Source organism: Serratia sp. BIGb0234 (assembly GCF_024809915.1).
GTDB classification, from domain to species: domain Bacteria; phylum Pseudomonadota; class Gammaproteobacteria; order Enterobacterales; family Enterobacteriaceae; genus Serratia; species Serratia liquefaciens.
Map to the genome: position 1 here is coordinate 147,897 of NZ_JANUEI010000008.1, position 19,988 is coordinate 167,884.

Consider the following 19,988-nt stretch of genomic DNA (forward strand, 5'->3'; position numbering starts at 1 on the left):
TGTACAGACGTTAATTTTGGCCTGAATGCTCAGGCCGGACGAGAGTGGAAATGTTCGAGCAGGAACTCAACCCAGACGCGCACTCGCGGGGGCAGATCGGCCGAGGCATAGTACAACCACAGTTGGGTTGGCTGCGGCCAGCATTCTGCCAGCACCGGCAGCAGGGTACCCTGCGCAAAGTGATGCTCCGCATACCAACGCGCCAGACAGACGATGCCCAGGCCAGCCAGCGCCGCATCCAGTAACATCTCCGGCCGACTGGCCACAAGGCGACCATGCAGCTCCAGCGTTTTGACTTCGCCATGTCGATGCAACGGCCATTTTACGCTGCGGCCGGTGGCCGGGTTACGGTGCAGCAGACAATTATGTTGCAGCAGATCGTCAGGATCCTGCGGCGTGCCGTGCTGCGCAAGATAGCCGGGCGAGGCCGCCAGAACCATCTGCATCGGATACAGTGGCCGCGCCACCAGCCGGCTGTCGGGATCGACCCGGCTGCCGATGCCGACGTCAAATCCTTCGCCCACCAGATTAACCACGCGGGCATCCAGTGAGAGATCGAGATCGATCTGCGGATAACGCTCCAGGAATTGCGGGATCAACGGCATCAGGATCTGGCGGCCGAAGCCGGGGATCATGCTGACGCGCACCGTGCCGGAAGGTGCCTGCTGCGCGCTACCGGCAGTTTCCAGCGTGGCGGACAGCGCCTGCCATAGCGGTGCGACTTGCTGCAACAGCGCCTTACCTTCGTCGGTGAGCACCACGTTGTGGGTATTACGCTGGAACAACCGCAGCGCCAGTTTTTCTTCCAGCACGCGAATATTTTTACTGATTGCCGCCGGGGTGACGCCCAGTTGGCGCGCGGCGGCGGAGAAATTCTGTACCTGGGCGGCCGCGAGAAAGGCTGGCAGCAGGCGGTGCACGTCAAAGGGCAGCGACATAGTGGTTGATACTTTCAGTTGAAATTGAAGTGACGATTCACAGCCTACACCCGGGGCGCTGGAAATGGAAAAATGCGTTATCAAATCTTAATCAAGGATCCTTTATGTCGCGTATTTTAGTGTTGACCGCCCACCGTTTTCCCGACGAATCACGCATCAACAAAGCGTTGATCGAAGCGCTTCGTCCTTTGCCTAACGTCACTGTCCACGAACTGATGCGTGCTTACCCGGACTATCAAATCGACGTGGCGCGTGAGCAAGAGTTGCTGCAAAACCATGATGTGGTGGTGATGCTGTTCCCGTTCTATTGGTACAGCTCACCGGCGATTCTCAGCGAGTGGCAGGATGCGGTATTAACCCACGGTTTCGCCTACGGCAGTGAAGGTACCCAACTGCATGGCAAGCCCTTGCAGCTGGTGGTCACCACCGGCGGCAATCAGCAGGCCTATACGGCGGAAGGGTATAATCGCTATCCGGTCGAGGATTTGCTGCGTCCGTTCCATGCGATGGCCAACCTGACCGGCATGGATTATCTGCCGCCGCATCTGGTGCAGGGCGTCTTTGATATGAGCGATGAGCGTCTGGCGCAAGAGGCCGCCAGAGTGGTGGCTCTGTTGAAAAAAGAGTAGGGCGCAGCCTGAGGCCGCGCCCTGGGGGGTTAGTCCTCTAACAACCACCACACCGCTTCGAACGGGCGCAGGGTGATAGCCTGCGGTTGCGTAGGCGCATCGGCGTAATTGCTCATCAGCGGACGCCACAACGCTGAAGGTTCCACGCCTTCCGCCTGCCAGGCCAGCGGTTCACGGCTGAGGTTGGCCGCCACCAGCAGGCGTTGGCCGTTCCAGCGGCGCTGGTAGCACCACAGCGCCGGATGGTTGGGCGCCAGATCCTGATAGTCACCGTGGGTCAACAGCGGATACTGCTTGCGCAGGGTGATTAACTGACGGTAGGCGTAAAACACCGAGTCCAGATCGGCCAGCGCTGCTTCAGCATTGATTTGCGGGTAGTTTTCCGCACAGCCAATCCACGGGGTTCCCTGGGTGAAACCGGCGTTGGGCGCGGCACTCCACTGCATTGGCGTGCGGCCGTTATCGCGCGATTTAGTGGCCAGGATCGCCAGCAATTCGGCGTCACTTTTGCCCTGGGAGCTCAGCTCGGCGTACATGTTCAGGCTTTCCACATCGCGGTACTGCCCGATGGTGCTAAAGCCGGGATTGGTCATGCCGAGCTCTTCGCCCTGATAAATATAAGGCGTGCCCTGCATGCCGTGCAGCACCATCGCCAGCATTTTGGCGGCCGGTACTCGCAGTTCGCCTTCATCGCCGAAGCGCGAAACGATGCGCGGCTGATCGTGGTTACACCAGAACAGCGCATTCCAGGCCTGGTTGTGCATGCCCTGCTGCCAGTGGCGGAAAATCTGTTTCAGTTCAACGTAATCCGGTGCCGCCAGCGTCCATTTTTCGCCGCCGGCATAGTCCACTTTCAGATGATGGAAGTTGAAGGTCATCGACAACTCTTCACCGCTTTGCGCAGCGTACTGCCGGCAATGCTCCAGGGTGGTGGAGGACATTTCGCCCACGGTCATCAAGCCGCGCGGCTGGAACACGTCGCGGCTCATTTCCTGCAGGAACTCATGGATCCGCGGCCCGTCGGTATAGAAACGGCGACCGTCCCCTTGGGGATCGGACGGGAAATCCTGCTGTTTGGAAACCAGGTTAATCACGTCGAGGCGCAGGCCGTCGACGCCTTTGTCGGCCCAGAACTGGCACACTTTCTTCAACTCTTCGCGGACCGGCGGGTGTTCCCAGTTGAGATCGGCCTGCTCGGTGGCAAACAGATGCAGGTAATACTGGCCGCTGTCGGCATGCCACTGCCAGGCATTACCGCCAAATTTGGAACGCCAGTTGTTCGGCGGGGTATCACCTTCGCCATCGCGCCAGACGTAGAACTGGCGGAAAGGGCTGTTCGGTTCTTGCGAAGCTTTGAACCACGGGTGCTCGGTTGAAGTGTGGTTGAACACCATATCCATCACGATGCGGATGCTACGCTGGTGGGCGGCGGCAATCAGTCGGTCGAAATCCTCCATGGTGCCGTAGGCCGGATCGATGGCGCAGTAGTCCGCCACGTCATAACCGTTATCCACCTGTGGGGAGACATAAACCGGCGTCAGCCAGATCGCATCGACGCCCAGCTCCTGCAGATAGTCCAGCCGCTGGGTCACACCGGCCAGATCGCCGTAGCCGTTACCGGTGCTGTCCTGAAAACTCTTCGGGTAGATTTGGTAGATGACGCCGTTTTGCCACCAGGGGATTGGATTGCTCATAGTCATACCTTTAAATCGTGACAACGGGCCCGGCATGCCGGGCCCCTACATTTTAATCAGACCGGCAGCTCACCGCGGCTGGCTTTGCGTTTGTAAACCATCATGGTCAGGACCAGCGGGATAATCACTGCCACCAGGATCGCCACCGTGTAAATCATCCAGAACTGAGGTTTGATCGACAGGATGCCTGGCAAACCGCCGACGCCGATGCCGTTGGCCATCACGCCGTCCAGGCCGCAGATCAGCCCGGCGAAGGCAGAGCCGATCATCGCGCACAGCATAGGGAAACGGTATTTCAGGTTGATCCCGTACATTGCCGGTTCGGTGACGCCAAGGTAGGCGGAGATTGCCGCCGGGACCGAGATTTCACGTTCGTTGGCCTTGCGGCTGACGATGATGATACCCAGCACCGCAGATGCCTGCGCAATGTTGGACAGAGCAATCAGTGGCCAAACCGGCGTGCCGCCCATGCTTTGGATCATCTGCATATCGATGGCCAGCGTGGTCTGATGTACGCCGGTGATCACCAGCGGGGCATACAGGAAACCAAACAGCGCGGCCCCAATCGGCGCGAAGCTGCCGGTCATGACGGCTTTCACCGCCCAGGCTACGCCATCGCCAATCATGCGGCCGAACGGGCCGATAAAGGCGTGCGCCAGGAACACCGCCAGCAGCAGAGAAACGACCGGCACTACCACCAGATACAGGTAATCCGGCACGATCTTTTTCAAACGGGTTTCAATCCAGCCCAGTGCCATACCGGCCAGCATGGACGGGATCACCTGCGCCTGATAGCCGACTTTCTGGATGGTGAACCAGCCGAAGTTCCACACTTCCGGGATCTGCTGGCCGAGCTGATAGGAGTTCATCAACTGCGGCGACACCAGCGTGACGCCCAGCACGATGCCAAGCACCGGCGTGCCGCCCATTTTTTTCACCGTTGACCAACAGATGGCGACCGGCAGGAACATGAAGATGGCTTCACCGAGCAGCCACAGGAAGTCGTAAATGGTTTTCCACGCCGGGTGCATTTGCGCCAGCGTTTGGCCGCCGGACATCGGGATGTCGCCGATCACGTTGCGGAAGCCGAGGATTAAACCGCCGCTGATCAGCGCCGGCAGCAGCGGGAAGAAGATTTCGGCGAAGTGGGAGATAGCGCGCTCGCTCCAGGTCATGTTCTGGCGCGCGGCCACCTTGGCCTGCTCTTTATCGGCCTCGTTGACGCCGGTGGTGGCAATCAACGCCTGATAATAATCACCGACCTCCGGGCCAATCACTACCTGGAACTGCCCGGCATTGGTGAAGCAGCCTTTGACCATTGGCAGCTCTTCGATTTCTTTTGGTTTGGCAAGACTTGTGTCGTTGAGAACGAAACGCAGCCTGGTAATGCAATGGCTGACGGTGGCGATATTCTCGCGCCCGCCCACCAGCACAATCAGGCGATCGATATCCTGCTGTTTTACTTTGCCCATTATTAGATACCTTTCTTGGTATGAGACTGCCGCAGAGGTGTTGTTGGAGTGATGATCAAAGCTTAGTCATTTCGCTTTTTTTATGGAATGGGAACGTTCCCGGTTTGGGGCGAGGATCACAAAACGATAAAAAAATGACCACTTGTTGAACAGGGGAAATTTGAGAGCGGGGCGAAACATTCCGTAATATTATCTTGAACTGATGCAACGCTGGCTATACTGTCAGCCTTAACAATCAATAAGTTGATTGAAATCAGCGGCACTCACGCCTGTGTTTTCAAAACCAATACGCTATTCGAGTGCTATTACCACGGACTTTTTTCAAGGAAGAATGATGACTTTGACATTGCCTCGACTGCTTTTTGTCTTTACCGCGCTGCTCCTGAGCGCCTGTACCAGTCAAAAAAGTAGCCCGGAACGCCACGCCAAACATGCGGTTTATCAGTTGGCACGTGAGGATTTCTCCCCCGAAATGCGAACCCAAATCCCAGACTCGATAAAAGCGGCTATCCCATTCTTTGACCAGTTTTACCAAATGGGCAAAGCCGATCGGGCCAAGGGCTTAACGCAGCAACAGGCACAGCAGCAGGAAGCCTATTTCCGCAGCCCAGAATTCCTCAATGACATGGGGAAGAAAGGGCGATTTATCAATCAGCAATATTCAGTGGATAACCCGCAAAAACAACGCCAGATCTTGCTGGATTCCGCCGTGGCCACCTACTGGGATGGTTACGAAGGCCGGCCTTGAGGGGGATAAATAAGCTACTAATGAAAGTGCCCAATAAACTAGAGCTTATTGGGCATTGTTTCAATTATTTTATTCGGAAATTGGTGAGGGTTAAAGTAGATTGAATTTCTCCAGGGTCGCTTTGACTTCTTTTCTTAATCCAGACTCATCCAGTTCATAATCAGCGCGATCTGAATCTGGATTATAAATCTCAGCCACCATAAATAGTTCCTCTCCACAGTTCAAAACACTCTTGTCCTGATCAATTCCATATAATTTACGTCTTTCAATACATATTTCTTCAGAAAATTTAAGTGCATTAACTTTTGAGTTCAAAAAATCCCTGGCTAATTCAATTATCGCCATTTTGTTCATAAGTCACCTGTCTCTAAATAAATTCGACCATTATCCGCATCGGGGTTTATTTTCCATCCGGAGAGAAAATCGCCATTGGCTTTTATGATTACAACCCTCATATTTTTGGGGTTGAAGTAAACTTTAGATTCCTTTTCCCGTCGATATGTTCCTTTTTTCACAGTATCTCTGTCCTTCAAGTGTGCTTCAATTGCGTCGCGATATTGAGTCAACGTTACGCTATTTTTTTTCGTGTCGGCAATACCAAAGTCACTAGCATGCTTAAATTTCTTGTCCAATTGTTTACGCGTAAAACGCCCAGAGTCAAGTGGATCACTGACCATCACATAGAGAGCTTCAACGCCTGATTCAGACGCATCCGGCAGCCACAAGATAAAATCCTGTAAATCCTGGACGACGTCTGCAGGGAAGCTCGTAACAACAATGCTGTCCGCCTGCCTGACATTGGTGCCGGTATGCACCGGAGTCTTGGGGACCGGTGAACCATTGCCTGTATGTGACGGTGCCGCAGGGCCAGTCGGTACCGGATTGACCAGTATGGTCTGGGCAGGTATGCCTCCCATTGCTGGCAACGTGATTTTATCCAGCCCGGTTGCCTCATCACGAGTTATCTCTTCAGAGCAGAGAGGTAAAAATAGGATAAGTAAGTAGGGTAAGAATATTTTATTAATGAACAAAGCCCAACAAAGTTTCGTTTGTTGGGCTTTGTTTAATACATAAACATAAGGCCATTCGATAGATTAAAGAAGATTGAATTTCTCCAGGGTCGCTTTGACTTCTTTCTTTAACCCATCGGAGTCCAATTCACTTTCTCTTCGATCTGGAACGGAAGTATAGCAGTCTGCAAGGATGAAAATCTCAGATGCACACTCACCAACATTTTTACTATCTTTAGCTAATTGCCCTGATTTTCCTTCTTCTCGCCATAATTTAAAGAATTGTGACTCGAAGTCATCAGCAGTTAGTTTTGATGACACTAGCTTTTTAGCTAAGTTGATTATTTTTTTACTCATTATAAAACCCCTGTCTTAATATAACTATTATATTGTGGGGAATCAGAGATTAAATTCCATCCAGAAATGAAATCTCCATCCTTATCGAGAACGACGACATTGTTTGTTTTAGTGTTAAAGAACACCTTAGATCCCTTTTACCGTCGATAGGTTCGTTTTTCTACAGTATCTCTGTCCTTCAAGTGTGCTTCAATTGCGTCGCGATATTGAGTCAACGTTACTCTATTTTTTTTCGTGTCGGCAATACCAAAATCACTAGCATGCTTAAATTTCTTGTCCAATTGTTTACGCGTAAAACGCCCAGAATCAAGTGGATCACTGACCATCACATAGAGAGCTTCAACGCCTGTTTCAGTCGAATCCGGCTGCCACAAGATAAAATCCTGTAAATCCTGGACGACGTCTGCAGGGAAGGTCGTAACAACAATGCTGTCCGCATGTCTGACATTGGTGCCGGTATTCACAGGCGTCTTGGGGACCGATGAACCATTGCCTGTATGTGACGGTGCCGCAGGGCCAGTCGGTACAGAATTTATCAGTATGGTCTGGGCAGGTATGCCGCCCATTGCTGGGAACGTAATTTTATCCAGTCTGGTTGCCTCTTCACGAGTTATCTCTTCAGAGGAGAGGGGCAAAAATAGGATAAGTAAGTAGGGTAAGAATATTTTATTAATGAACAAAGCCCAACAAAGTTTCGTTTGTTGGGTTTTGTTTAATGCATAGACATAAGGCCATTCGATAGATTAAAGAAGATTGAATTTCTCCAGGGTCGCTTTGACTTCTTTCTTTAATTCTGATTCGTCCAACTCATAACTGTCACGGTCAGAATCAGGGTTAAAACAATCCGCCAAAATAAATAGTTCACCACCACACATATCTATAGATTTGTTCGGTTCTTCCACACCATATAGCCCACGTCTTGAAATCACTATTTCTTCTGCGAAAGTTTCGGCGCTGATTTTATTTTCTATGAATTTCTTACCAATTTCTATTAGTTTAACTCTACTCATAATACCCCCGATGCTAAATATATCCTGCCGTTCTCTTCCGTTGGGTCTATTTTCCATGCTGACAAGAAACTCCTATCAGCCTTAAGAATAACGACATTCATTGATTTCGGATTAAAATACACAGTTGAGCTCGTGTTTCGTCGATATGTTCCTTTTTTCACAGTATCTCTATCCTTCAAGTGTGCTTCAATTGCGTCGCGATATTGAGTCAACGTTACTCTATTTTTTTTCGTGTCGGCAATACCAAAATCACTAGCATGCTTAAATTTCTTGTCCAATTGTTTACGCGTAAAACGCCCAGAGTCAAGTGGATCACTGACCATCACATAGAGAGCTTCAACGCCTGTTTCCGTCGCATCCGGCTGCCACAAGATAAAATCCTGTAAATCCTGGACGACGTCTGCAGGGAAGGTCGTAACAACAATGCTGTCCGCATGTCTGACATAGGTACCGGCATGGGGAGAATAAATAAATGGACAGAATAAGACGATTGTATTAATTAAAAAGCCCAACAAATGAGAAATTGTTGGGCTTTGCTGAAAATTAATTTTTTGTAAAACGCAGAATGTTATTCGATGCCGTATTTTTTCTCGGTCACGAATTTTGGCTCTTTCCAGTTGGGGCCTTTTTTAACAAGCATTTTATCTCCCCACATCACAACACCATTCTGACGTAATTGTTCGAATGCTCGCATAAACTCACCATTTTCAATTACTGAAAAATTGTGGCGACTAAAGAACCTGTCCATTTGTTGGTAACCAAATCCGCCTTCTCTTCTTACTAAAAAGGCAATGACATCAGAAATTTTTTCTTCGTTCGCTAAGCGTTCTAGATCAATCATTTTAACATCCTCAAATCTTGTTCTTCAGCAGCCTCTAAAGCTTCTCGTGTATATAAAAGAGCCTCATCATTACCTAATTGATAATCCTCTAAAGTTGCCGTGTGAGTATTATTCCATACCTCCCCAGAATTATAGGGAAGTTTGCCATCTTCAACATCTAGATTACGGTATCTTTCAAGCTCCCTGATCTCATGGGTGTAAAAACGCTTGTCGATATCGGTGGGCTGCAGTTCACCCTTACCTCCGTTGCCCCTGAATGGCAGGTCTGGGGAGGTACACATTCCGTGTGCTGAAAAACCGCTAAAACACACAGCGATAACTGTATGTATGAACAGTAATTTAATTAGATGGGTGAAGGCGGTCGACTACCGGTTGTTGTGTGGTGGCGGAGACAAAAAAAATAGCGATGAAGTGACGCTCACTGGGTGTGAGCACCAACAGGGTATTTCAGGCTGGGGAATTTATCCGGGTAAACAAACCCACCCGCCGTCAGGCGAGTTTGCTTGGCACGATGATCTGACGGATACCCTGTTCGCCGCTGAGCTGGCCCAGCAGCTGTTGCGCAGCCTGCAGTCCGGCGCTGCCGTAGCCGAGATCGACCGAGAACGTTTCGGGGAACAAGAAGTTAAGCAACGGGGTGTTACCGATGCCGCACACCTGCAGCGGCGTAATATGCTGCTGTTGCAGGTATTTGATGGCGCCGAGGGCGATGGTGTCGGAGGCGCACACCAGCGCGGTGGTCTGTGGTTCGATGGCTGAGGCAGCCAGCTGGAAGCCGCTCTGATAACTCAATTCACCCAAGGCCACATGGGGGGAAATACCCCGTTTGCGGCAGGCGTCCAGATAGGCCTGGTGGCGGCGCAAACCGGTGGTGGCATCCGACAGTTGCACCCCCAAATAACTGATATGGCGATGCCCCTGCTGGTGCAGGCGTTCCATCAACAGCCGTACGGCGCCGTCGTCGTCGTAGCACACCGAGGAAAAACCGTCGTATTCCCGCGCCAGCACCACCATCTTTTCTTGCCATGGGCTGAGCATGGCCGCCGTCAGGCCGGTGAAGCCAAACAGGATCACCCCGTCGACGTTGCGCTGTTGAAGGACATGCAGATGCTCTTCCACCAGCCGGGTTTCAAACTGGCTTTCCATCACTATAGGGTCGAAACCGTGCTGATACAGCAGCGGCAGCATGGTGCGTACCGCCTGGTTCTCGGATGGCGAATCGAGACGGGAAACGATGATGCCGACCACTTTATCGCTCTGGCCGCGCATGGCGCGCGCCGATTTGGACGGGGTAAACCCCTGCTGACGGATCACCGCTTCCACCCGTTCGCGGGTTTGCGGGCTCACGCTGCCTTCGTTGTTCAGCACGCGTGATACGGTGGATTTGCCTACGCCGCTCAGGCGTGCGATGTCCTTGATGGTCAGCCGGTTTTGCATGGTTTACTTTTCGTTGAGGTTAAAAGGCGTAGACTGGCGGCCTACGCTGAATGCCCGTCAGCATAGCTTATTTTCCGCAACGGATCTTGACGCTATGCAGGGATTTATGTGCTGCGCTGAACGGCCGCTCTTGTCGTTCGATCTTTTCATTTACCGGAGGTTATCACCCGTATGGATCCCGATCCGACCCCGTTAGACACCCACTCGGTGATCCGGTAAAACCTGCTCGCTTTGCGCTGCTGTTTTACCGGTGAAGTAAACGGTAACCGGTAGCGCACGCCCGTCGTTCGCTCCTGCTGCTTTTAAAAAAACAGGATCTGCCCCGGCAGAGGCTTTTTGGCACATCCAAAAGCCCGGTTGGGAGCGATCCCGCGTTCACCCGCTGCCGGGAGGCAATGGGCGACGAGGTGCAAAATAATGAAACTGAAAAATATTCCCCGTCAGCTGTTGGGCATGCTCAGCCGCAATTTACCGCGCCGTTTGGTGCACCGCGATAGCCTGTTGGACAGCCTTGGCGGCAAAGCGCAAGGGTTGCCCGCCGGATTGGCACAGCAGCGGCTGGAATGCGCCGCGGCCGACGTCACCGATCTGTATCTGCGTTTTCACAGCCACCCAGAAGGCATCACTGCCCATGAGGCTGAGCGGGTGCGCGAACGCTGCGGCGAGAACGTCATCGACGATCAGCAAAAAGAAGCCTGGTGGCAGCACCTGTGGCACTGCTATCGCAACCCGTTCAACCTGCTGCTGACCGCGCTTGGCATGATCTCTTACGCGACGGAAGATCTGACGGGCGCACTGGTGATCGCACTGATGGTGGTGATCTCCACGTTGTTGAATTTCATTCAGGAAGCGCGATCCAATCGGGCGGCGGACGCGCTGAAGGCGATGGTCAGCAACACCGCCACGGTGATCCGTAGCGACGCATTGTCCGGGAAAAGCGAACACCTTGAACTGCCGATCTCTCAACTGGTGCCGGGTGACATCATCAAACTGGCGGCAGGAGATATGATCCCGGCGGATCTGCGCGTGCTGTCGGCCAAGGATCTGTTTATCAGCCAGGCGGCGTTGACCGGCGAATCTCTGCCAGTAGAGAAAATCGCCGAGCTGCGCGAACAGGCAGAAGATCCGTTGGAGTGCCAGAACCTGTGCTTTATGGGCACCAACGTGGTCAGCGGCACCGCGCTGGCGATGGTGATCGGTACCGGCGGCGGCACCTACTTTGGCCAGTTGGCGCAGCGGGTCATCAGCCAGGATGAACAGCCGAACGCCTTCCAGACCGGCATCAGCAGGGTCAGTTGGCTGCTGATCCGTTTTATGCTGGTGATGACGCCGATCGTTTTTTTGATCAACGGCTACACCAAGGGTGACTGGTGGGAAGCGGCGCTGTTTGCGCTGTCGGTGGCGGTGGGGCTGACCCCGGAAATGCTGCCGATGATCGTCACTTCAACGCTGGCCAGAGGGGCAGTGAAACTGTCCAGGCAGAAAGTGATCGTCAAACGTCTGGATGCTATCCAAAACTTTGGCGCCATGGACGTTTTGTGCACTGATAAAACCGGCACCCTGACCCAGGATAAAATCGTGCTGGAGCGCCACACCGACGTGTTCGGTGCCGCCAGCGATCGCGTACTGCATTACGCCTGGCTGAACAGCTTCTACCAGACCGGCTTGAAAAACCTGCTCGACGTAGCAGTGCTGAGCTGCGCGGAACAAAACCACCAGCCGGATGCGTTGCAGCATTACCGTAAAGTGGATGAGATCCCGTTTGATTTTGAACGGCGCCGTATGTCGGTGGTGGTGGCCAAAGACGCGCAATATCACGAACTGATCTGCAAAGGCGCGCTGGAAGAGATGCTGGCGATTTGCAGCCATGTGCGGCAGGAAGATGAGGTGATCCCGCTCAGCGAAGCGCTGCTGGCGCGAATTCGGCGCATCACCGACGATCTCAACCAGCAAGGGTTGCGCGTAGTGGCGGTGGCCAACAAGATCTTGCCGGCCCAGGCCCATGAATACAGCGTGGCCGACGAGTCGGATTTGATCCTCGAGGGCTACGTGGCCTTCCTCGATCCGCCTAAAGAGAGCACGGCGCCGGCGTTGGCGGCGCTGAAAAACAGCGGTGTCACGGTGAAGATCCTTACCGGTGACAATGAGCTGGTGGCGGCGAAGGTGTGCAAAGACGTCGGGCTGGCGGCGGATCACGTATTGCGCGGCAGTGAAATCGAACAGATGAACGACGAACAGCTGGCGCAGGCTGCGGCGCGTACCACGGTGTTCGCCAAGCTGACGCCGCTGCATAAGGAACGCATCGTCAAGCTATTGCGCCAGCAGGGCCACGTGGTCGGCTTTATGGGGGACGGCATCAACGATGCGCCCGCTCTGCGTGCGGCGGATATCGGTATTTCGGTGGACTCCGCCGTGGATATCGCCAAGGAAGCGGCGGACATCATCCTGCTGGAAAAAAGCCTGATGGTGCTGGAGCAGGGGGTTATCGAGGGACGTCGTACTTTTGCCAACATGCTCAAGTACATCAAGATGACCGCCAGCTCCAATTTCGGCAACGTCTTCAGCGTGCTGATTGCCAGCGCCTTTTTGCCTTTCCTGCCGATGTTGCCGCTGCACCTGTTGATCCAGAACCTGATGTATGACATTTCACAGATCGCCATTCCGTTCGACAATGTCGACGACGATCAGATTACTCAGCCACAACGCTGGAACTCCGGCGATATTGGACGCTTTATGGTGTTTTTCGGGCCGATCAGTTCGATCTTCGACGTGCTGACCTTCAGCCTGATGTGGTGGGTTTTCAAGGCCAATACGCCTGAAATGCAGACGCTGTTCCAGTCCGGCTGGTTCGTGGAGGGGTTGCTGTCGCAAACGCTGATTGTGCATATGATCCGCACGCGCAAAATACCGTTTATCCAGAGCCGTCCTTCATGGCCGCTGTGCATGATGACACTGCTGGTCATCGTTACCGGCATCGGCCTGACCTTCTCGCCGTTGGCCGGATTCCTGCAGCTGCAGGCATTGCCGCTCGGCTACTTCCCGTGGCTGGTGCTGATCCTGACTGGCTATATGGTGCTGACCCAGTGCGTGAAAGGCTGGTTTGTGCGCCGTTACGGCTGGCAGTAATCGCTGCGCCCCTCTTTCGCCTGGAAGAGGGGCATCTGTGATCCAACCCGGCTTTTCACCCTTGTCGTTGGACATCTGTCCTGTGCTCAGTCTTTATTTACAGCTTAGCTGTTTTCCCCTTTGCCTTTCAAACTACCGCGTTGTTGGCTGCACGTCCTCACCCTAGTCACTTAGCAAATCTAAGCTCCCAGGGATTCAGACGCTTGCCGCCTGGCGGTAATTTGAAATTCGTTGGGGGAGCAATTGATATTTTTTCCTCTGAGGAATTTCTGATGCACAGAACTTTGCGTTATACGCTACTGGCTTCATCGTTATTGCTTTCCCTGGGCGCGCTGGCGCAGCCGGCCGGCGATCTGCCGCTAATGCCCTGGCCGCAGCAGGTTGAACTGACTCAGCCGGCGGGCAAGCTGATGTTGGATCACCGTTTGTCGATTAGCCTGCAGGGGGACGATCTGGACGATGCGCTGCAGCGCTGGCGCCAACGTATTGAGCTGCAAACCGGCTGGACACTGGTGCCGCAGGCCGAAAAGGCCGCGGGCGTGGTCATCAAGGTGAATATCAAAGATAAGGTGGCGGCGCAGCCGCTGCCGGGAAGCGATGAAAGCTATAAATTGACGGTGACGCCGCAGGGGGTAACGCTGGCAGCCAATACCCGTTTCGGCGCGTTGCGCGGCATGGAAACCCTGCTGCAATTGGTGCAGACCGACGGGCAGAACACTTTCCTGCCGTTGGTGAGCATTACCGACGTACCGCGTTTCCCGTGGCGCGGTGTGCTGCTGGATTCGGCACGTCATTTCCTGCCGTTGGCGGACATTCTGCGTCAGCTCGACGGCATGGCGGCGGCCAAACTCAACGTGTTCCACTGGCACCTGACCGACGATCAGGGCTGGCGCTTTGCCTCCGAGCGCTATCCTAAACTGCAGCAGCAGGCCAGCGACGGCCAGTTCTATACTCGCGAACAGATGCAACAGGTAGTGGCTTACGCTAGCGCGCGCGGTATCCGGGTAGTACCTGAAATCGATCTGCCTGGCCATGCTTCCAGTATCGCCGTGGCCTACCCGGAATTGATGAGCGCGCCGGGCCCGTATTCGATGGAGCGCAAGTGGGGTGTGCATTTGCCGACGCTGGATCCGACCCGCGATGAAGTTTATCGGTTTGTTGACGCCATCATTGGCGAATTGGCTGCGATCTTCCCCGATCCTTATTTGCACATTGGCGGTGATGAGGTTGATGCCAGCCAGTGGAAGCAATCCAAAACCATTCAGGCCTTTATGCAGCAGCACCAGTTGGCGGACACCCATGCGCTGCAGGCCTACTTCAATCAGAAGCTGGAGAAAATCCTCGAGCAGCATCAGCGTCAGATGGTGGGTTGGGATGAGATCTATCATCCGTCGCTGCCGCGCAGCATTGTCATCCAGTCCTGGCAGGGGCAGGACTCGCTCGGCGCCAGCGCACAGGACGGTTACCAGGGCATTCTGTCTACCGGTTTTTACCTCGATCAACCGCAAAGCGCGGCCTATCACTATCGCAATGAGATCCTGCCGCAGCCGCTGGGCGTCGACACTGAGGTACAGCCGGATGAAAAGGCGCAAAGCTGGCAGTTCAGCATGCCGCGGCTGAAGGGCAGCGCGGTAGAAGGCAGTTTTACCCTGATTGAAGGCAAGCAGGGCTGGCGGGGTTTTATCGATTTCAACGGTAAATCGCGCCGTGCGCTGCACGAAATCGTCTGGCGTTCTCCGCAGCAGGTGAGCTTCCGGCTCGACAGCTGGATGGGGGATACCCGCCCGGTATTTACCCTGAGCCAGGACCAGCTCAGCGGCTATACGCTGGTGGGCAACGTGCGTTACCCGACTACTGGCAGCAAGCTGACGGCGATCCCGGTGGGCAAGATGCCGGTGGTGCCGGAGACGAAGCAGCAGGCCAATATTCTCGGCGGCGAGGCGGCGCTGTGGGCTGAAAACATCAGGGCGCCGATCCTCGATCTCAAACTCTGGCCGCGTGGGTTCGCGGTGGCGGAGCGCTTGTGGTCTGCGCAGGACGTGACCGATGAAAATAATATGTACCGCAGGCTGGCGGCAGTCGATGCCTGGTCGGTGGTGTCGGTGGGGTTGCAACAGCATGCGGAAACCGCACGCGAGTTCACCCGGTTGGCAAACAGCGTGACGATAGCACCGCTGCAAACCTTGGCCGAAGCGGTGGAGCCGGGCCAGTACTACACTCGACAGCATCTGAAATTCAAAGCCGGTAACTATCACCAGTTCGAACCGCTGAACCGTTTTGCCGACGCACTGCCAGCGGAAAGCAACGCGGTGCGCGAGATGGGCATGCAGGTTGCGGCGTTAGTGAAGGACCGCAACGATCGGGCGGCGGCGCAGGCGTTGCGCGAACGTTTACAACGCTGGCAGCTCAATACCGCACCGGTAAAAACGGTGATTGCCGGTAACCGGCTGATGCAGGATCTGGCACCGGTGGCGCAGGATGTCGGCGCGCTGTCCACGCTGGGATTGATGCTGTTGGAGCGTTATCAACAGGGCAAACCGCTGAGCAAGGCAGAAGCGACGCAGATACAGCAGCAATTGGACGCGGCGGCGCAGATACGCGACGAAGTGGTGATTGCGGCGGTCTATCCGCTGGAAGCGCTTTTGCGCGCCAGCGTTATCGAATGAGGTAAGTCAGTATATGTAGCGCTCAGCATGTGTAGGGCTCAGCGTATGTAGGGCTCTGCATATGTAGGGGCTCAGCATGCTGAGCCCTCAAAACCTACAGTTGCAACGGCGGCAACTGTTTGAAAATACTGACCAGCCCTTCGCCCCAGCCTTTACGGATGGCGCTAAAATGCGGGTGATCTTCGGTGATACGGTACTGCTGCGCACTGCTAAAGCTGTCGCGCGGGTAGATCATCACGTCGAGCGGCAGGCCGACCGACAGATTGCTGCGCAGCGTCGAATCCAGAGAGATCAGCGCGCACTGCATCGCCTGTTCCAGCGGGGTGTCGTAGCTCAGTACCCGATCGATAATCGGTTTGCCGTATTTGCTTTCGCCAATCTGGAAATAGGGCGTATCGCGGGTGGCCTCGATAAAATTACCCTGCGGGTAAATATGGAATAGCCGCATCTCTTCACCGCTGATCTGGCCACCGAGCAGCAGGCTGCAGCTGAAATCGGTCGTGCTGCCGCTTTGCTGGGCTTCGCTGTCGCGTTGGATCACTTCCCGCACCGTTTCGCCCACCAGCGTGGCGGCTTCGTACATGCTCGGTGCGTTCAGCAGGTTCAGGCGTTCGGGATCTTTGCTGCGGCGCTGTAACAGGCTGATGATGCTCTGAGTGGTCGCCAGGTTGCCGGCGCTTTGCAACACCAGCATGCGTTCACCGTCCTGCTGAAACACGTGCAGTTTGCGGAAGGTGGAAATATGATCCACGCCGGCATTGGTGCGTGAATCGGAAGCAAAGACCAGCCCGGAAGACAAGCGCATGGCCACACAATAGGTCATACCACAATCCCTCAAAACGATACTGGCACGCCGCCAACCGCCAGCGTGCCGTAAACCTTGGTTTTCGGCAAGAGGCTACTGGCCGGTTGGCATCATCTGCACTTCGGCGATGGTCTGCATGTTCTCGCAGCCACCGCCGAGCCGCATCCCGCGTACCGGACAGGCGTCGAGATAGTCGATGCCTACCGCCAGCTTAAGGTGTTGATTCGGCAGTCGGGTATTGTTGGTGACGTCAAAGCTGTGCCAGCGGTCGTCGACCCAGGCCTCGGCCCAGGCGTGGGTGGCGACGTGGGCCGAGTCCTCGCTATATAGATAACCGCTGACATAGCGCGCCGGAATGTTCAGACTGCGGCAGCAGGCCAAAAATACGTGGGTATGATCCTGACAGACGCCGGTGCCGGTCGCGAATGCCTGGGCCGCGCTGTCGGTGACGCTGGTCGACCCTGGGGTGTACGGCATTTTGAGCAGCAGCTCGCCCATCAGATTTTCCAGCCCGTCCAGCACCGCCTGCGGCTGGTAGTAGCGCAGGGCGAAGGCCTGGATCGCGCTGTCGGGTTGGGTCAGCGGGCTGTGGCGCAGGAAGACCAGCGGCGACAAATGCCCCATCACCTGATCTTCGGCACCGTCTTCAATTTCCACCACGCCGTGGGCCTGAATGCTGATGGCCTGGTGCGGGTGATCCAGCGTCAGCACGTGCAGCACGTTGCCGAAGGCATCGGTGGTGCACACGGCATCTTCCGGCAGCGTCAACTGCCATGAAATGATGCGCTGATGCTCCGAATCCTGCGGCGTCAGGCGCAGATACTGAGTGCTGCGCTGCACCTGCTGGGCATAGGTATAGTGGGTGTTGTGCTCAATGTTCAGTTTCATTGCGCCTCCAGATAAGTGTGGTGGATGCTCTCCGCGATGCCGCCAATCTGGCCGAGAAACGCGTCCAGCCAGTCGTTCAACCCGACCTTGTTCAGATCTTTCATGCTGCTAAAGCGCAGCTCGGCGTGCAGCGTATGCGCCAGCCGGCGCGGCTGATTGGCACTGTTGCCGCCAATTTGCTCCAGCTGTTGCACCAGATCGCCGACGCAGGCCAGCAGGGAGCGGGGGATTTCATTACGCAGGATCATCAGTTCGGCAATGGTGTCCCGACTGAGCTGCTGCTTGTAGATGCTGTGGTAGGCTTCGCGTGCGCTCACTGCCCGCAATAGCGTGTCCATGCGGTAATATTCGCGCACCGGGTCGCCGTCGCTGTCCATCAGCGAGTTCTTGACCCCTAACAGACGGGCAGTGCTGTCTGCGCGCTCCAGCAGGGTACCGAGGCGGATAAAGCACATGGCGTCGCTGCGCAGCAAAGTGCCGAACATCGCACCGCGAAACAGGTGAGAACGTTCCTTCACCCAGTCGAAAAAGCCATCCGCGCCCACAGATCCTATGCCCTGACGGCGGATCAGCTTCATTTCGATCCAGGTGGCGTTGATGCATTCCCAGACCTCGGAAGACAGGCTGCCGCGCACCGCATGGGCGTTGTTCCAGCCCATTTGCAGGCAGCTGTAAATGCTGCTGTGGTTGCGGCTGTCGAGCGCAAAAAAGCTCACCAGATTGGCCATCGTCAGGTCGGGGTAGGCGGCGGCATACAGCTGCCCGGTACTGGTCAGATTGAGCGGCACCTGCAGATCCTGATCCTCGCTGTCGCGGATCGGCATCATCGACAGCTTGTTGGTGACGTCGAGCACCCGGGCGATGCTTTCCGCCCTCTCCAGATAGCGGGCCATCCAATAGAGTTCACTGGCAGTTCGGCTCAGCATGCGTCGTCCTCCAACACCCAGGTATCCTTGGTTCCCCCGCCTTGCGACGAGTTGACCACCAGTGAGCCTTGCGCCAGCGCCACGCGCGTCAGGCCGCCTGGCACCAGGCGGATTTCCGCGCCGCTGAGGGCGAACGGCCGTAAATCGATATGTCGCGGCGCCAGGCCGTCGTTGACGAAGGTCGGGCAGGTCGACAGCGCCAGCGTATTTTGCGCAATGTAGTTATGCGGCTTGGCCAGCAGCAGGCTGCGGAAGTGAGCGATTTCGTCTTTGGTCGCCGCCGGGCCGATCAGCATGCCGTAGCCGCCGGCACCGTGCACCTCCTTCACCACCATCTGTTCCAGGTTCGCCAGCACGTACGACAGTTCATTCTTGTGGCGGCATTGCCAGGTGGGCACGTTATTGAGGATCGGCTCTTCCTGCAGGTAGAAACGCACCATGTCCGGCACGTACGGATAAATTGACTTGTCGTCGGCCACGCCGGTGCCGATGGAGTTTGCCAGCACCACGTTGCCGGCGCGGTATACCGACAGCAGGCCCGGCACGCCGAGCATCGAATCCGGGCGGAATGCCAACGGATCGAGGAAGGCGTCGTCCACCCGGCGGTAGATCACATCCACCTTGCAAGGCCCGGCGGTGGTGCGCATAAAGACCGCCCCGTCCTTGACGAACAGGTCGGCGCTTTCCACCAGCTCAACCCCCATCTGCTGCGCCAGGAAGCTGTGTTCGAAGTAGGCGCTGTTGAAGCGGCCCGGCGTCAGCACCACCACGGTAGGATCGTTGATCGGCGAGCTTTCACGCAGGGTTTGCAGCAGGTGCGACGGGTAGCGCTCCACCGGCGCGATGCGTTGCTGAGCGAACAGCTCCGGGTACAGGCGCATCATCATTTTGCGGTTTTCCAGCATATAGGAAACGCCGGACGGGGTGCGCAGGTTGTCTTCCAGCACGTAATACTGGCCGTCACCGTTGCGCACCATATCCACGCCAACGATGTGCGCGTAAATATTGCGGTGCAGATCGACCCCTTGCATGCAGGGTTGATATTGATCGTTGGCCAGCACCTGTTCCGCCGGAATGATCCCGGCTTTCAGAATGTGTTGTTGATGGTAAATATCGTGCAGAAAGGCGTTAAGCGCCTGTACGCGCTGGCGAATACCGCGATCGAGCATCGCCCACTCGCTGGCGGGTATGATGCGCGGTACGCTGTCGAACGGAATCAAGCGCTCAGCGCCATCATCCTCACCATAAACGTTAAAGGTAATCCCCACCCGGTGAAACAGCAGTGCAGCCTCTTCCCTCTTGCGTTGAATGGCCTTTTGGTCAGCCTGTTGCAGCCAATGCCAGTAAGCCTCGTAGTGACCCCGGTGCTTACCCTCAGCCAGAAGCATCTCATCAAAAAACGGTGAAGCAGACAGATCGATATTTAGCATCATCACCTCGT

Annotated in this window: 20 protein-coding genes; 4 read left to right on the forward strand and 16 right to left on the reverse strand. The window is 55.3% G+C overall.

Annotated elements, in window-relative coordinates:
* Positions 1-29 precede the first annotated feature (29 nt).
* Positions 30-938 (reverse strand): LysR family transcriptional regulator, encoded by a 909-nt coding sequence (locus M2407_RS22780; RefSeq protein ID WP_187962185.1) that lies wholly within the window; start codon positions 936-938, stop codon positions 30-32.
* 104 nt (positions 939-1,042) lie between these two features.
* On the opposite strand from M2407_RS22780, the gene M2407_RS22785 reads away from it, so the two are divergent.
* Positions 1,043-1,567, forward strand: coding sequence for an NAD(P)H-dependent oxidoreductase (locus M2407_RS22785; protein WP_259219958.1), 525 nt, complete (start codon positions 1,043-1,045; stop codon positions 1,565-1,567).
* A gap of 29 nt (positions 1,568-1,596) precedes the next feature.
* Here M2407_RS22785 and treC read toward each other — a convergent pair whose 3' ends face one another.
* Complete coding sequence (gene treC, locus M2407_RS22790) at positions 1,597-3,261, reverse strand: alpha,alpha-phosphotrehalase (RefSeq protein ID WP_128865502.1); 1,665 nt, start codon at positions 3,259-3,261, stop codon at positions 1,597-1,599.
* A gap of 56 nt (positions 3,262-3,317) precedes the next feature.
* Positions 3,318-4,733: a PTS trehalose transporter subunit IIBC gene (gene treB / locus M2407_RS22795; protein WP_020824992.1), complete on the reverse strand. Its 1,416-nt coding sequence runs from the start codon at positions 4,731-4,733 to the stop codon at positions 3,318-3,320.
* Between the two features lie 334 nt (positions 4,734-5,067).
* Between treB and M2407_RS22800 the strand changes: the two genes are divergently transcribed.
* Complete coding sequence (locus M2407_RS22800; protein ID WP_128865503.1) at positions 5,068-5,481, forward strand: Exc2 family lipoprotein; 414 nt, start codon at positions 5,068-5,070, stop codon at positions 5,479-5,481.
* 90 nt (positions 5,482-5,571) lie between these two features.
* On the opposite strand, the gene M2407_RS22805 is transcribed toward M2407_RS22800, so the two are convergent.
* The 9 genes from M2407_RS22805 to treR form a co-directional block, all read right to left on the reverse strand.
* Positions 5,572-5,835: a colicin immunity domain-containing protein gene (locus M2407_RS22805; RefSeq protein WP_122076806.1), complete on the reverse strand. Its 264-nt coding sequence runs from the start codon at positions 5,833-5,835 to the stop codon at positions 5,572-5,574.
* Positions 5,832-6,512 (reverse strand): S-type pyocin domain-containing protein, encoded by a 681-nt coding sequence (locus M2407_RS22810; RefSeq protein ID WP_236591382.1) that lies wholly within the window; start codon positions 6,510-6,512, stop codon positions 5,832-5,834. The genes M2407_RS22805 and M2407_RS22810 overlap by 4 nt, the downstream gene beginning before the upstream one ends.
* 63 nt (positions 6,513-6,575) lie before the next feature.
* A complete protein-coding gene (locus M2407_RS22815; RefSeq protein ID WP_259219969.1) occupies positions 6,576-6,848 on the reverse strand; it encodes a colicin immunity domain-containing protein in 273 nt (90 codons plus the stop codon).
* 137 nt (positions 6,849-6,985) lie between these two features.
* Positions 6,986-7,528, reverse strand: a complete 543-nt coding sequence (locus M2407_RS22820; RefSeq protein ID WP_401423615.1) for an S-type pyocin domain-containing protein — start codon at positions 7,526-7,528, stop codon at positions 6,986-6,988.
* Between the two features lie 63 nt (positions 7,529-7,591).
* A complete protein-coding gene (locus M2407_RS22825; RefSeq protein WP_142816056.1) occupies positions 7,592-7,858 on the reverse strand; it encodes a colicin immunity domain-containing protein in 267 nt (88 codons plus the stop codon).
* A complete protein-coding gene (locus tag M2407_RS22830; RefSeq protein ID WP_310445825.1) occupies positions 7,855-8,373 on the reverse strand; it encodes a colicin D domain-containing protein in 519 nt (172 codons plus the stop codon). The genes M2407_RS22825 and M2407_RS22830 overlap by 4 nt, the downstream gene beginning before the upstream one ends.
* Before the next feature lie 53 nt (positions 8,374-8,426).
* The gene (locus M2407_RS22835) at positions 8,427-8,699 is read right to left on the reverse strand and encodes a hypothetical protein (RefSeq protein WP_201895802.1); all 273 of its coding nucleotides are present in this window, start codon (positions 8,697-8,699) and stop codon (positions 8,427-8,429) included.
* Positions 8,696-8,980, reverse strand: a complete 285-nt coding sequence (locus M2407_RS22840) for a pyocin (RefSeq protein WP_198640266.1) — start codon at positions 8,978-8,980, stop codon at positions 8,696-8,698. Before M2407_RS22840 ends, M2407_RS22835 begins: the two co-directional genes overlap by 4 nt.
* A gap of 208 nt (positions 8,981-9,188) precedes the next feature.
* Positions 9,189-10,136, reverse strand: a complete 948-nt coding sequence (gene treR / locus M2407_RS22845; RefSeq protein ID WP_128865679.1) for a trehalose operon repressor TreR — start codon at positions 10,134-10,136, stop codon at positions 9,189-9,191.
* A 417-nt stretch (positions 10,137-10,553) separates the two neighbouring features.
* On the opposite strand from treR, the gene mgtA reads away from it, so the two are divergent.
* Together mgtA and M2407_RS22855 are read left to right on the forward strand one after the other, a co-directional pair.
* Positions 10,554-13,262, forward strand: a complete 2,709-nt coding sequence (mgtA, locus tag M2407_RS22850; RefSeq protein WP_259219974.1) for a magnesium-translocating P-type ATPase — start codon at positions 10,554-10,556, stop codon at positions 13,260-13,262.
* A 272-nt stretch (positions 13,263-13,534) separates the two neighbouring features.
* Complete coding sequence (locus M2407_RS22855) at positions 13,535-15,928, forward strand: beta-N-acetylhexosaminidase (protein ID WP_259219975.1); 2,394 nt, start codon at positions 13,535-13,537, stop codon at positions 15,926-15,928.
* A gap of 94 nt (positions 15,929-16,022) precedes the next feature.
* Here M2407_RS22855 and M2407_RS22860 read toward each other — a convergent pair whose 3' ends face one another.
* From M2407_RS22860 to M2407_RS22875, 4 genes are all read right to left on the reverse strand, one after another.
* Complete coding sequence (locus M2407_RS22860) at positions 16,023-16,751, reverse strand: proteasome-type protease (RefSeq protein WP_149573635.1); 729 nt, start codon at positions 16,749-16,751, stop codon at positions 16,023-16,025.
* 75 nt (positions 16,752-16,826) lie between these two features.
* Positions 16,827-17,621, reverse strand: a complete 795-nt coding sequence (locus M2407_RS22865; RefSeq protein WP_046374624.1) for a transglutaminase family protein — start codon at positions 17,619-17,621, stop codon at positions 16,827-16,829.
* A complete protein-coding gene (locus tag M2407_RS22870; RefSeq protein WP_020824999.1) occupies positions 17,618-18,547 on the reverse strand; it encodes an alpha-E domain-containing protein in 930 nt (309 codons plus the stop codon). The genes M2407_RS22865 and M2407_RS22870 overlap by 4 nt, the downstream gene beginning before the upstream one ends.
* A complete protein-coding gene (locus tag M2407_RS22875; protein WP_259220005.1) occupies positions 18,541-19,977 on the reverse strand; it encodes a circularly permuted type 2 ATP-grasp protein in 1,437 nt (478 codons plus the stop codon). The genes M2407_RS22870 and M2407_RS22875 overlap by 7 nt, the downstream gene beginning before the upstream one ends.
* Between the last annotated feature and the right edge of the window lie 11 nt (positions 19,978-19,988).